The organism is Streptomyces sp. NPDC044719 (assembly GCF_056433405.1).
This window is the reverse complement of sequence record NZ_JBWKHE010000004.1, coordinates 184,571-196,803: the sequence shown is the minus strand read 5'-3', so window position 1 is coordinate 196,803 and position 12,233 is coordinate 184,571. Positions and strand designations below refer to the sequence as shown.

At 71.2% G+C, this 12,233-nt stretch carries 13 protein-coding genes; 8 read left to right on the top strand and 5 right to left on the bottom strand.

From position 1 onward, the window contains the following. Positions 1 to 3: 3 nt before the first annotated feature. Positions 4 to 549 (bottom strand): peptide deformylase, encoded by a 546-nt coding sequence (gene def, locus AC07DF_RS16840; protein ID WP_478971338.1) that lies wholly within the window; start codon positions 547 to 549, stop codon positions 4 to 6. 159 nt (positions 550 to 708) lie between these two features. On the opposite strand from def, the gene AC07DF_RS16835 reads away from it, so the two are divergent. The 5 genes from AC07DF_RS16835 (at position 709) to AC07DF_RS16815 (ending at position 5,302) form a co-directional block, all read left to right on the top strand. Then, positions 709 to 1,947 carry a MurT ligase domain-containing protein gene (locus AC07DF_RS16835; RefSeq protein ID WP_097215311.1) on the top strand — a complete coding sequence of 413 codons (1,239 nt, stop codon included), beginning with the start codon at positions 709 to 711 and terminating at the stop codon, positions 1,945 to 1,947. A gap of 23 nt (positions 1,948 to 1,970) precedes the next feature. Further along, positions 1,971 to 2,699, top strand: a complete 729-nt coding sequence (locus tag AC07DF_RS16830) for a type 1 glutamine amidotransferase (RefSeq protein WP_193482222.1) — start codon at positions 1,971 to 1,973, stop codon at positions 2,697 to 2,699. Positions 2,700 to 2,902: 203 nt separating this feature from the next. After that, complete coding sequence (locus AC07DF_RS16825; RefSeq protein ID WP_478971335.1) at positions 2,903 to 3,928, top strand: 6-phosphofructokinase; 1,026 nt, start codon at positions 2,903 to 2,905, stop codon at positions 3,926 to 3,928. A 163-nt stretch (positions 3,929 to 4,091) separates the two neighbouring features. Beyond that, positions 4,092 to 5,042 (top strand): cytochrome c oxidase assembly protein, encoded by a 951-nt coding sequence (locus AC07DF_RS16820; protein ID WP_478971333.1) that lies wholly within the window; start codon positions 4,092 to 4,094, stop codon positions 5,040 to 5,042. 80 nt (positions 5,043 to 5,122) lie between these two features. Then, positions 5,123 to 5,302 (top strand): hypothetical protein, encoded by a 180-nt coding sequence (locus tag AC07DF_RS16815; protein WP_478971331.1) that lies wholly within the window; start codon positions 5,123 to 5,125, stop codon positions 5,300 to 5,302. Between the two features lie 4 nt (positions 5,303 to 5,306). On the opposite strand, the gene AC07DF_RS16810 is transcribed toward AC07DF_RS16815, so the two are convergent. From AC07DF_RS16810 to AC07DF_RS16795, 4 genes are read right to left on the bottom strand one after another with little or no spacing between them, the layout of a single operon-like run. Further along, positions 5,307 to 6,515, bottom strand: a complete 1,209-nt coding sequence (locus AC07DF_RS16810; protein ID WP_478971329.1) for a sensor histidine kinase — start codon at positions 6,513 to 6,515, stop codon at positions 5,307 to 5,309. Then, the gene (locus AC07DF_RS16805) at positions 6,512 to 8,227 is read right to left on the bottom strand and encodes a sodium/solute symporter (protein WP_478971327.1); all 1,716 of its coding nucleotides are present in this window, start codon (positions 8,225 to 8,227) and stop codon (positions 6,512 to 6,514) included. The genes AC07DF_RS16810 and AC07DF_RS16805 overlap by 4 nt, the downstream gene beginning before the upstream one ends. Before the next feature lie 13 nt (positions 8,228 to 8,240). After that, the gene (locus tag AC07DF_RS16800; RefSeq protein ID WP_193482339.1) at positions 8,241 to 8,600 is read right to left on the bottom strand and encodes a hypothetical protein; all 360 of its coding nucleotides are present in this window, start codon (positions 8,598 to 8,600) and stop codon (positions 8,241 to 8,243) included. Positions 8,601 to 8,602: 2 nt separating this feature from the next. Next, positions 8,603 to 9,352: a LytR/AlgR family response regulator transcription factor gene (locus tag AC07DF_RS16795; protein ID WP_382487331.1), complete on the bottom strand. Its 750-nt coding sequence runs from the start codon at positions 9,350 to 9,352 to the stop codon at positions 8,603 to 8,605. 77 nt (positions 9,353 to 9,429) lie between these two features. Between AC07DF_RS16795 and AC07DF_RS16790 the strand changes: the two genes are divergently transcribed. The 3 genes from AC07DF_RS16790 to rocD all read left to right on the top strand — a co-directional run bounded on the left by AC07DF_RS16790 (position 9,430) and on the right by rocD (position 12,135). Next, positions 9,430 to 9,915: an Lrp/AsnC family transcriptional regulator gene (locus AC07DF_RS16790; protein WP_184599229.1), complete on the top strand. Its 486-nt coding sequence runs from the start codon at positions 9,430 to 9,432 to the stop codon at positions 9,913 to 9,915. A gap of 157 nt (positions 9,916 to 10,072) precedes the next feature. Next, on the top strand, positions 10,073 to 10,903 hold the full coding sequence (ddaH, locus tag AC07DF_RS16785) for a dimethylargininase (protein ID WP_478971324.1): 831 nt from the start codon (positions 10,073 to 10,075) through the stop codon (positions 10,901 to 10,903). Further along, entirely contained in the window at positions 10,900 to 12,135 is a 1,236-nt protein-coding gene (gene rocD / locus AC07DF_RS16780; protein ID WP_478971322.1) for an ornithine--oxo-acid transaminase, read from the top strand. The genes ddaH and rocD overlap by 4 nt, the downstream gene beginning before the upstream one ends. Positions 12,136 to 12,233: the final 98 nt, after the last annotated feature.

Here is a 12,233-nt window from a genome sequence, read left to right as displayed (position 1 = left end):
GAACTACTCAGCTCGGCGCCAAGAAGCCCGGGCCACTTGTCGCATCAGTTTGCGGTGGCGCCGGCCGCTCAGGTGGTCCGCGTAGATGCGGCCCTCCAGGTGGTCGCACTCGTGCTGCAGGCAGCGGGCGAAGAAGCCTGTGCCGTGGACGGTGACCGGGTCTCCGGTCGCCGTGAAGCCCTCGACCACCGCGTGGTCGTAGCGTTCCGTGCCCGCTTCCAGGCCCGGCAGGGACAGGCAGCCCTCCGGGCCGCGGAGCACCACTCCGTCCGCCTCGACCAGGCGCGGGTTGACCACGTGACCCAGGTGGCGGACGTCCTCGTCGTCCGGGCAGTCGTAGACGAAGACCCTCAGCGACTCGCCGATCTGGTTGGCGGCGAGGCCGACGCCCTGGGCGGCGTACATGGTCGCGAACAAATCCTCGACGAGCCGGGCCAGTTCGGGGCCGAAGGCGGTGACCTCCGCGCAGGGCGTGTGCAGGAGCGGGTCGCCGTGCAGGGTGAGGGGTCTCACGCGGCCGTGGGCACCGGGGATGGGGCTGTGTCGCATGGCGGCAAGAGTAAGGTCCTTGTCGGTCCGCGCCTCCCACACGAGTTCGCCACAGTGCCGCGGTTCGGGAGTGCTAATGGATCTCGATAGGCTGAGGTCCACACCACGTGGCCGTCAGGCTTCAAGGCGCGGCGCGTACGCAAGGAGGATCGAGAACTGATGGCAGGCAACTCGGACCCGCTCTCGCCGCGGGCCAAGCTGGCCGTGACCGCGGGCAAGGCGGTCGCGGCGGCATCCCGCGCCGCAGGGCGCGGCAGCGGTTCGGTGATCGGCGGCCGGGTGGCGCTCAAGCTCGACCCCGACCTCCTCGCCCGGCTCGCGCAGAACCTGGACGTGATCCTGGTCTCGGCGACGAACGGCAAGACCACCACCACCCGGCTCATCGCCGAGGCACTGCGGGCGGCCGGGCCGGTCGTCTCCAACGCCCTCGGCGCCAATATGCCGGCCGGCATCACCTCGGCGCTCGCCGGCAGCTCGGACGCGCGGTACGGCGTGATCGAGGTCGACGAGAAGTACCTCGCCGGAGTCGCCCGGGACACCGCCCCGAAGTGCATCGCCCTGCTGAACCTCTCGCGCGACCAGCTCGACCGCGCCGCCGAGACCCGCATGCTCGCCGAGAACTGGCGGGAGGGACTCGCGGGGTCCAAGGCCGTGGTCGTGGCCAACTGCGACGACCCGCTGGTGGTGTGGGCGGCGTCCTCCTCCCCCAATGTGATCTGGGTCGCGGCCGGGCAGATGTGGAAGGACGACGCCTGGTCCTGCCCGTCGTGCGGTGGCGTGATGCAGCGCCCGGGCGACGACTGGTTCTGCGGCGAGTGCGGCTTCCGCCGTCCGACGCCGAGCTGGGCGCTGTCCGGCGACCACGTCCTCGACCCGCACGGCTCGGCCTGGCCGATCCACCTCCAGCTGCCCGGCCGTGCCAACAAGGCCAACGCCGCCTCCTCGGCCGCCGTCGCCGCCGTGTTCGGGGTGCCGCCGCAGGTCGCGCTGGAGCGCATGTACCAGGTGCAGGCGGTGGCCGGACGGTACGACATCGTCCAGTTCCAGGGCCGTGACCTGCGGCTGCTGCTCGCGAAGAACCCGGCCGGCTGGCTGGAGACGTTCTCGCTGATCGACCCGCCGCCGACCCCGGTGATCCTCTCCGTGAACGCGCGCGGCGCCGACGGCACCGACACCTCCTGGCTGTGGGACGTCGACTACACGCGCCTGACCGGCCACCCGATCTGCGTCGTCGGCGACCGGCGGCTGGACCTCGCGGTGCGGCTGGAGGTCGCGGACCAGCACTTCCAGGTCTACGAGAACCTCGACCAGGCCGTGGCGGCGTGCCCGCCGGGCCGGATCGAGGTCATCGCCAACTACACGGCGTTCCAGGACCTGCGCCGCCGCGTCGGCAACTGAGCACGAGACGTCAGGGGACTTTTGTGAGCGACAACCAACTGCGGGTCGTCTGGATCTATCCCGACCTGCTCAGCACCTACGGCGACCAGGGCAACGTCCTCGTCGTGCAGCGCCGGGCCCAGCAGCGCGGTTTGGACGTGGCCCGGCTGGACGTGCGCAGCGACCAGCCGATCCCGACCTCCGGCGACATCTACCTGATCGGCGGCGGCGAGGACCGTCCGCAGCGGCTCGCGGCCGAGCGGCTGCGCCGGGACGGCGGTCTGCAGCGGGCCGTGGAGAACGGCGCCATCGTGTTCTCCGTGTGCGCCGGCTACCAGATCCTCGGCCACGAGTTCATCAACGACCTCGGCCAGCGCGAGCCCGGCCTCGGGCTGCTGGACGTGGTGTCGGTGCGCGGCGAGGGCGAGCGGTGCGTCGGTGACGTGCTGGGCGACATCGACCCGCGCCTCGGCCTGCCCCCGCTGACCGGCTTCGAGAACCACCAGGGCGTCACCCATCTGGGCCCCACCGCCCGCCCGCTCGCCCAGGTGCGCTTCGGCAACGGCAACGGCACGGGTGACGGCACGGAGGGCGCGTACAACGACACCGTCTTCGGCACGTACATGCACGGGCCGGTGCTCGCGCGCAACCCGCTGATCGCGGATCTGCTGCTGAAGCTGGCGCTCGACGTCAACGCGCTGCCGCCGACCGACGACCGCTGGTACGAGGCACTGCGCGACGAGCGCATCGCGGCTGCTCAGCAGCCTGCGTAGGCACGGCGTCGCAGCCTGCCCGAGGTACGCGTCAACCTGCTGGTCAACAGCCCGTCTGACGGCACATCCGCACAGGTGAGCGGGGTAGTCCAGCAGGCGGACGCGCAGTTCGGTCCCGCCCCTTCGTGACGCTAGGGTGGCGGGAATTCGAGCCGGACAACGTGGTCCGGTACCCGGCCCACGTTGAGAAGGTATTTCGGGCTATGCGTATTGGTGTCCTCACGTCCGGCGGCGACTGCCCCGGCCTGAACGCCGTGATCCGGTCCGTCGTACACCGCGCCGTCGTGGACCACGGCGACGAGGTCATCGGCTTCCGGGACGGCTGGAAGGGCCTCCTGGAGTGCGACTACCTCAAGCTCGACCTCGACGCGGTGGGTGGCATCCTCGCCCGCGGCGGCACGATTCTCGGGTCCTCCCGGGTCCAGCCCTCCCATCTGCGGGACGGTGTGGAGCGGGCCAAGGGCCATGTCGAGGAACTCGGCCTCGACGCGATCATCCCCATCGGCGGTGAAGGCACCCTCAAGGCCGCCCGGCTGATGTCCGACAGCGGCCTGCCCGTCGTGGGCGTGCCGAAGACCATCGACAACGACATCGCGGTCACCGACGTCACCTTCGGCTTCGACACGGCCGTGGGGGTGGCGACCGAGGCCCTGGACCGGCTGAAGACCACCGCCGAGTCCCACCAGCGGGTCCTGGTGGTCGAGGTCATGGGGCGGCACACCGGGTGGATCGCGCTGCACTCCGGCATGGCGGCCGGCGCGCACGCCATCGTCGTCCCCGAGCGGCCCTTCGACATAGAGGAACTGACCCGGCGGGTCGGCGAGCGGTTCGAGGCCGGCAAGCGCTTCGCGATCGTCGTGGCGGCGGAGGGCGCGAAGCCCAAGGCCGGGACCATGGAGTTCGACGAGGGCGGCAAGGACATCTACGGGCACGAGCGGTTCGCCGGGATCGCGCGGCAGCTGTCCGTGGAGCTGGAGGGGCGGCTGGGGAAGGAAGCCCGGCCCGTCATTCTCGGGCATGTGCAGCGCGGTGGGACGCCGACCGCCTATGACCGGGTGCTGGCCACGCGGTTCGGGTGGCATGCGGTGGAGGCCGTGCATCGCGGGGAGTTCGGGCAGATGACCGCGCTGCGGGGCACCGACATAGTGATGGTGTCGTTGGCGGAGGCCGTGAAGACGCTGAAGACCGTGCCGGATGAGCGGTATGCCGAGGCGGAGACCGTTCTCTGAGGTTGCTGTAGTCGGCCGGGTGCGGGTCGTTCGTGGCTTGTCGCGCAGTTCCCCGCGCCCCTAAGACGTCGTCCTGCCCCCGGTCTCCATGGTGACTGGGGGCGGTTCTACTCTTAGGGGCGGACAGATTGCTGCACACCCCCACGAAACAGGAGCCGGCGGAATGGATCACAGCGGGCACGGCATGACCATGGATCTGCCGCCGTTCACGCTGGGGCGAGGTCTTGAGTGGTCGGCCGACCCGTTCTTTCTCGTCGCCTGCCTGGTCGGGCTGGGGCTGTACGGGTGGGGTGTCGTGCGGCTGGTGCGGCGCGGGGACAAGTGGCCCGTGGGCCGGACGGTCGCCTTCGTCATCGGTGTGCTGACCATCGCGCTCATGATGTGCACCAAGCTGAACGACTACGGCATGGTCATGTTCAGCGTGCACATGGTGCAGCACATGGTGATCAGCATGGTGTCGCCGATCCTCGTCCTGCTCGGTGCCCCGATCACGCTGGCGCTGCGCGCGCTGCCGACGGCGGGCCGCGGGCGCAGGGGCCCCCGCGAGCTGCTGCTGATGTTCCTGCACAGCCGGTACATGCGGATCGTCACGCACCCGGCGTTCACGATCCCGCTGTTCATCGCGAGCCTGTACGGGCTGTACTTCACACCGCTCTTCGACACCCTGATGGGCTCCAAGCCGGGGCACATCGGGATGATGGTGCACTTCTTCGCCGTCGGTCTGGTCTTCTTCTGGCCGATCATGGGCGTGGACCCGGGACCGCACCGCCCCGGTTACCTGATGCGGATGCTGGAGCTGTTCGCGGGCATGCCGTTCCACGCGTTCTTCGGCATCGCGCTGATGATGGCGTCCGAGCCGATGGTCGGGACGTTCAAGAACCCGCCAGCCTCGCTCGGCATCGAGGCGCTCGCCGACCAGAACGCCGCGGGCGGCATCGCCTGGGCGTTCAGCGAGATCCCGTCCGTGCTGGTGCTGATCGCCCTGCTGTTCCAGTGGTACGCCTCCGACCAGCGCCAGGCCAGGCGCAAGGACCGGGCCGCCGACCGCGACGGGGACAAGGAGCTGGAGGCGTACAACGCCTATCTGGCCTCGTTGAACGCGCAGGGGCGCTGAAGCCGGCTCTCGCAAGGACCGTGCGCGCCGGGCGTCCACCAGGCACCATGGAGGCATCGGACCACGAGGAGGGTGTTGCGATGCCCGGTTCCACGAACGGTTCAAACTCGACCAAGACCATGGGAGTGCTCACCCTCGGCGGCCTCGTCGCGGTGACGGCCTACACGGTGGCGCTCGGAAGCAACGGCTGGCTGTGGTTCGGCTGGGTCGTCCTGGGACTGATCACCCTCGGGCTGGTGGTGACCGCTCGCAGCACCTGACGGCTCACTCCCGGGTCAGCCGGCCCCCCGAGTGCACGCCCGGCTGGTACTTCGGGATCCGGACGGTGATCTTCATGCCCGCGCCCGGAGCGGTCTCGATGACGAGGCCGTAGTCGTCGCCGTACACCTGGCGGAGCCGGTCGTCGACGTTGGAGAGCCCTATGCCGCCCGAGGGGCTGACCTCGCGGGCGAGGATGCGGCGCAGCAGGTCGGGGTCCATGCCGGCGCCGTCGTCCTCGATGACGACGAGCGCCTCGGCGCCCGCGTCCTGGGCTGTGATCTGGATGCGGCATTTGTCGGCCTTACCCTCCAGGCCGTGCTTCACGGCGTTCTCCACGAGCGGCTGGAGGCAGAGGAAGGGCAGGGCGACGGGCAGCACCTCCGGGGCGATCTGGAGGGTGACGGAGAGGCGGTCGCCGAAGCGTGCCCGTACGAGCGCCAGATAGTGGTCGATGGCGTGGAGTTCGTCGGCGAGGGCGGTGAAGTCGCCGTGCCTGCGGAACGAGTAGCGGGTGAAGTCGGCGAATTCCAGGAGCAGTTCGCGGGCGCGCTCGGGGTCGGTGCGGACGAACGAGGCGATCACCGCGAGCGAGTTGAAGATGAAGTGCGGGGAGATCTGGGCCCGCAGCACCTTGATCTCGGCCTCGATGAGACGGGTGCGGGACTGGTCCAGGTCGGCCAGCTCCAGTTGGACGGACACCCAGCGGGCCACCTCGCCGGCCGCCCGGACCAGGACCGCCGACTCGCGGGGCGCGCAGGCGACGAGGGCGCCGTGCACCCGGTCGTCGACGGTGAGCGGGGCGACGACCGCCCAGCGCACCGAGCAGTCGAGGATGTCGCAGGTGAGCCGGAAGGCCTCGCCCCGGCCGGTGTCCAGGGCGCCCCCGAGGCGTTCCATGATCTCGGAGCGGTGGTGGGCGCCGTCGCCGTCCCAGACCAGGACCTGTTCGCGGTCCGTGAGGCAGAGGGCGTCGGTGCCGAGCAGGGAGCGCAGTTTGCGGGCGGACTTGCGGGCGGTCTCCTCGGTCAGGCCGGCCCGCAGCGGGGGTGCGGCGAGGGAGGCGGTGTGCAGGGTCTCGAAGGTGGCGTGCTCGACGGGGGTGCCGAGGCCGCCGAGGCTCTTGGCCCCCCGCGCGGTGCGCCGGCCCAGCCACACCCCGGCGGCCAGCACCGGGAGCACGGCGACGCACAGACCCGCGAGGAATCCGCTCATGGCGTCTTCACCTCCGTGCGCAGTTCCTCGGGCAGGTGGAAGCGGGCCAGGACGGCAGCCGTGCCCGGGGGCACCCGGCCGGGGGTGGCCAGGGAGACCAGGATCATGGTGAGGAAGCTCAGCGGTACCGACCACAGGGCGGGCCAGGCGAGCAGGGCGTGCAGCGCTCCCCGGCCCGGATAGCCCGCCATGGTCGCGGCGACGGCGAGCAGGGCGGAGCCGCCGCCGACCAGCATCCCGGCGGCGGCGCCGGGCGGGGTCAGCCGGCGCCACCAGATGCCGAGGACGAGCAGCGGGCAGAACGAGGAGGCGGACACCGCGAAGGCGAGCCCGACGGCGTCGGCGACCGGGAGCCCGCCGACGAGGACGCTCGCCGCGAGGGGCACGGCCATGGCGAGGACCGTGCCGAGCCGGAAGTGCCGTACGCCCCGGGACGGCAGGACGTCCTGGGTGAGGACCCCCGCGACCGCCATGGCCAGTCCCGAGGCCGTGGACAGGAAGGCGGCGAAGGCACCGCCCGCCACCAGCGCGCCCAGCAGGTCCCCACCCATTCCCCCGATCATGCGGTCGGGCAGCAGCAGGACGGCGGCGTCCGGGTCCCCGGTGAGGGTCAGTTCGGGGGCGTAGAGACGGCCGAGGGCGCCGTAGACGGGTGGCAGGAGGTAGAAGGCGCCGATCAGGCCGAGGACCACGACGGTCGTGCGGCGGGCGGCGACGCCGTGCGGGCTGGTGTAGAAGCGGACCACGACGTGCGGCAGGCCCATGGTGCCCAGGAACGTGGCGAGGATCAGCCCGTACGTGGCGTACAGCGGGCGTTCCTCGCGGCCCTCGTCCTGGGAGGGCGACAGGTCGCCGCCGCCGCTGCGCTCGGCGGCGGGGACGGTCGCCCCCGCGGCGAAGGTGAGCCGGGTGCCGTGTTCGATGTGGTGGGTACCGGCGGGGATTTCGAGGCGGGTCTCGGTGTGCGCCCGGCCGTCCACGGTTCCGGTCACCGTGACGGTCAGCGGCCGGTCGAGCGTGAGGGCGATGCTGTCGTCCACGCGGACGACACGCTGCTCGCGGAAAGTGGCCGGTTCGTCGAAGGCGTGGCGCGGCGCTCCGTCGTTCTGCCAGGCGAGGACCAGGAAGAGGGCGGGAACCAGCAGGGCCGTGAGTTTCAGCCAGTACTGGAAGGCCTGCACGAAGGTGATGCTGCGCATGCCGCCGGCGGCGACGGTGGCGGTCACGACGACGGCGACGATCACTCCGCCGAGCCAGTCGGGCGCCCCGGTCAGTACGGTCAGGGTCAGTCCGGCGCCCTGGAGCTGGGGCAGCAGATAGAGCCAGCCGACGCCGACGACGAAGGCACCGGCCAGCCTCCGTACCGCCTGGGAGGCGAGGCGGGCCTCGGCGAAGTCGGGGAGGGTGTAGGCCCCGGAGCGGCGCAGCGGGGCGGCGACGAAGAGCAGCAGGACCAGATAGCCGGCGGTGTAGCCGACCGGGTACCAGAGCATCTCGGGGCCCTGGACCAGGACGAGGCCGGCTATGCCGAGGAAGGAGGCGGCGGAGAGGTACTCGCCGCTGATGGCGGCGGCGTTGAGGCGGGGGCCGACGGTGCGGGAGGCGACGTAGAAGTCGGAGGTGGTGCGGGAGATGCGCAGGCCGAAGGCGCCGACCAGGACCGTCGCGACGACGACCAGGGCGACGGCGGGTATGGCGTAGCTGGAGTTCATGGTGTGACTGACTTCAGCGGTCTTCGACGAGGCGTACGAAGTCGCGTTCGTTGCGCTCGGCGCGGCGGACGTACCAGCGGGCGAGCAGGACGAGCGGGGCGTAGAGGCCGAAGCCGAGGACGGCCCATTCGAGGCGGCCGGTGCCGGGCGTCGCGGCGAACAGCAGCGGCAGCGGGCCGACGAGCAGCCCGAGGATCGCGAACACGGTGAGCGCGGCGCGCAGCTGGGTGCGCATCAGGGAGCGGACGTAGGTGTGGCCGAGGGTGGTCTGCTCGTCGATCTCGGTGCGCGGGCGGTAGTAGCCGGAGGCCCGGCCGGTGCGGCGGGGCGGGGCGGTGACGACGACGCGGCGTTCGGTGTGGTCCTGGGGCACTGTCACGGCCTCCTCATGAGCAGGTCGCGCAGTTCGCGGGTGTGGCGCCGGCTGACCTGGAGTTCCTCGGAGCCTACGAGGACGCTGACGGTGCCCGCGTCGAGGCGGAGTTCGCCGATGTGGCGCAGGGCGACGAGGTGGCGGCGGTGAATGCGGACGAAGCCCCGGGAGCGCCAGCGCTCCTCCAGGGTGGACAGCGGGATGCGGACCAGATGGCTGCCCTTGCCGGTGTGCAGCCGGGCGTAGTCGCCCTGGGCCTCGACGTGGGTGATGTCGTCGACGGCGACGAAGCGGGTCACGCCGCCGAGCTCGACGGGCAGGTGGTCGGGGTCGGGTTCGTGCACGGGTATGTGCGGGGCGGCGCCGCGCAGCTCGGCGGCGCGGCGGACGGCCTCGGCGAGGCGTTCCTTGCGGACGGGCTTGAGGACGTAGTCGACGGCCTTGAGGTCGAAGGCCTGGACGGCGAAGTCCTCGTGGGCGGTGACGAACACGACGAGCGGGGGCCGGGCGAAGCCGGTGAGCAGCCGGGCCAGGTCGAGGCCGTCGAGGCCGGGCATCTGGATGTCGAGGAAGACGACGTCGATCGCCTCGGGGCCGCCGGGGCCGGACTCCAGGGCGCGGTTGATGCGGCGCAGCGCCTCGGTCGCGTCGCCGGCGCCCTCCGCGCTGCCGATGCGGGGGTCCGCCTGCAGCAGGTAGAGCAGTTCCTCCAGCGAGGGGCGTTCGTCGTCGACAGCCAGGGCGCGCAGCATGAACCCGGAGTGTAGGGGCGATCCGTACGTCTGGGCATGTGCTGGGGGTGCGCGTTCCCGCTGGATACAGTGCCCGCATGAACAGCAGGTCCACGCCGTTCGACGAACTCGACCGGAAGATCATCACCGCGTTGATGGCGAACGCCAGGACGTCCTTCGCCGAGATCGGCACGGCGATCGGGCTGTCGGCCACGGCGGTCAAGCGGCGGGTCGACCGGTTGCGCGAAACGGGTGTGATCACCGGTTTCACGGCCACGGTGAAGCCGTCGGCGCTGGGCTGGCGCACGGAGGCCTATGTCGAGGTGTACTGCGAGGGCGCGGCCCCGCCACGGCGGCTGGCGGAGGTCGTGCGCGACTACCCGGAGATCACGGCGGCGATGACCGTGACCGGCGGCGCGGACGCGCTGCTGCATGTGCGGGCGCGGGACGTGGAGCACTTCGAGGAGGTGCTGGAGCGGATCCGCCAGGAGCCGTTCATCCGGAAGACGATCAGTGTGATGGTGCTCTCGCATCTGCTCCCGGAGAGTCCGGAGGCGGGGGCCAGTCATCCCGCGCCGGAATAGCGCCGGAGGCCGCGCAGCAGGCGTGCGCTGACCGGCCTCAAGACGCAGCGTTCCTGCGTGCAGACGCAACTGATGTTGCTTGTGGACCGCCTCCGTCAGTTCCTACCTTGGTGTCAACCCCCAGTCACACACCGTTAGGAAGCGGAGGGACCCCTCTGTGCCCGACTCCCGTGTGCCGCGCCGGCGGCGCTACCTCGTCTGCGAACCCAGACACTTCGCCGTGCAGTACGCGATCAACCCCTGGATGCATCCCGACGAACCCGTCGATGTCCTCCGTGCCCTGGACCAATGGCAGGCACTGGTGGACGCATACCGCGTCCACGGCCATACCGTGGACAGTGTGAAACCCGTTCCCGGCCTGCCCGACATGGTCTTCGCCGCGAACGCGGCGGTCGTCGTCGACGGCCGCGTCTTCGGCTCCCTCTTCCACGCACCCGAGCGCCGTCCCGAGTCCGTGCCGTACGAGGCGTGGTTCAAGTCGGAGGGCTACGACGTCTACCACCCCGAGTCGGTGTGCGAGGGCGAGGGCGACCTGGTGCCGGCCGGGCGCTGGATCCTGGCCGGGACGGGCTTCCGCACGACCCGGGAGGCCCACAGCGAGGTACAGGAGTACCTGGGCATGCCGGTGATCAGCCTGACGCTGGTGGACCCGTACTTCTACCACCTGGACACGGCGCTGTTCGTCCTCGACGAGGGGCACGACGAGAACATCGCCTACTACCCCGAGGCGTTCTCGCCGGGCAGCCGCGAGGTGCTGGCCCGGCTGTACCCGGACGCGGTGCTCGCCACCCGCGAGGACGCGATGGCGTTCGGGCTCAACTCCGTATCCGACGGGCGCCACGTGTTCATCTCACCGGGGGCGACGGCCCTGGCCGGGCAGCTCGCCGACCGCGGCTACGTCCCCGTCCCCGTCGACCTGTCCGAGTTCCACAAGGCCGGTGGCGGCATCAAGTGCTGCACCCAGGAGATCCGGGAGATCCGCTCATGACCGCACCCGTCCGCACCGAGGGCTCGCCCAAGGCCCGCGGCTCGCAGGAGCTCATCCGCGCGGAGGAGCCGGTCCTCGCCCACAACTACCATCCGCTGCCCGTGGTCGTCGCCCGCGCCGAGGGCACCTGGGTGGAGGACGTGGAGGGGCGGCGCTACCTCGATCTGCTGGCCGGCTACTCGGCGCTCAACTTCGGCCACCGGCATCCGGCGCTGATCGAGGCGGCCCATCGCCAGCTCGACCGGCTGACCCTCACCTCGCGCGCCTTCCACAACGACCGGCTCGCCGAGTTCGCCGAGCGGCTGGCCGCGTTGACGGGCCTGGACATGGTGCTGCCCATGAACACCGGCGCCGAGGCGGTGGAGAGCGCGGTGAAGGTGGCCCGCAAGTGGGCCTACGACGTCAAGGGCGTGCCGGACGGCCGGGCGACGATCGTGGTCGCCGCGGACAACTTCCACGGCCGTACGACGACCATCGTCAGCTTCTCCACGGACGAGACGGCGCGGCAGGGCTTCGGCCCGTTCACGCCGGGCTTCCGGGTCGTGCCGTACAACGACCTGGCCGCGCTGGAGGCGGCGGTCGACGAGACGACGGCGGCGGTGCTGATCGAGCCGATCCAGGGCGAGGCGGGGGTGATCATCCCGGACGACGGCTACCTGGCCGGCGTGCGCGAGCTGACCCGGCGCCAGGGGTGTCTGTTCATCGCCGACGAGATCCAGTCGGGGCTCGGCCGTACCGGCGGCACGCTGGCGGTGCAGCACGAGTCGGTCGTGCCGGACGTGGTGCTGCTGGGGAAGGCGCTGGGCGGCGGCATCGTGCCGGTGTCGGCGGTGGTCGCGCGCCGTGAGGTCCTCGGGGTGCTGCGGCCGGGCGAGCACGGCTCGACCTTCGGCGGCAATCCGCTGGCTGCCGCGGTCGGCACCGCGGTGGTCGAACTGCTGGAGACGGGCGAGTTCCAGCGCCGCGCGGCCGAGCTGGGCGTGACCCTGCGGGACGGCCTGACCGAACTGGTCGGCAAGGGCGTCGTCGGGTTCCGCTCGCGCGGCCTGTGGGCGGGCGTCGACATCGACCCCGCCCTCGGCACCGGCCGCGAGGTCAGCGAACGCCTCATGCGGGAGGGAGTCCTGGTCAAGGACACCCATGGCTCCACGATCCGCCTGGCACCGCCGCTGACGATCACGGGCGAGGAGCTCGCGGGGGCGCTCGCGGCACTGGAGAAGGTGCTGGGCTAGGACAGCGCCGCGGCCGCACCGACCGGACCTGCACAACCCGCCCCCGTACGCGGGAAAGGGTGAAGATGGGGGCAAGAGGTGGTAGACCACTCTCAGCG

Coding starts and splice junctions, on each gene's coding strand:
- def (WP_478971338.1), bottom strand. CDS start 549: ATGCGACACAGCCCCATCCCCGGTGCCCACGGCCGCGTGAGACCCCTC.
- AC07DF_RS16835 (WP_097215311.1), top strand. CDS start 709: ATGGCAGGCAACTCGGACCCGCTCTCGCCGCGGGCCAAGCTGGCCGTG.
- AC07DF_RS16825 (WP_478971335.1), top strand. CDS start 2,903: ATGCGTATTGGTGTCCTCACGTCCGGCGGCGACTGCCCCGGCCTGAAC.
- AC07DF_RS16820 (WP_478971333.1), top strand. CDS start 4,092: ATGGATCACAGCGGGCACGGCATGACCATGGATCTGCCGCCGTTCACG.
- AC07DF_RS16815 (WP_478971331.1), top strand. CDS start 5,123: ATGCCCGGTTCCACGAACGGTTCAAACTCGACCAAGACCATGGGAGTG.
- AC07DF_RS16810 (WP_478971329.1), bottom strand. CDS start 6,515: ATGAGCGGATTCCTCGCGGGTCTGTGCGTCGCCGTGCTCCCGGTGCTG.
- AC07DF_RS16805 (WP_478971327.1), bottom strand. CDS start 8,227: ATGAACTCCAGCTACGCCATACCCGCCGTCGCCCTGGTCGTCGTCGCG.
- AC07DF_RS16795 (WP_382487331.1), bottom strand. CDS start 9,352: ATGCTGCGCGCCCTGGCTGTCGACGACGAACGCCCCTCGCTGGAGGAA.
- AC07DF_RS16790 (WP_184599229.1), top strand. CDS start 9,430: ATGAACAGCAGGTCCACGCCGTTCGACGAACTCGACCGGAAGATCATC.
- rocD (WP_478971322.1), top strand. CDS start 10,900: ATGACCGCACCCGTCCGCACCGAGGGCTCGCCCAAGGCCCGCGGCTCG.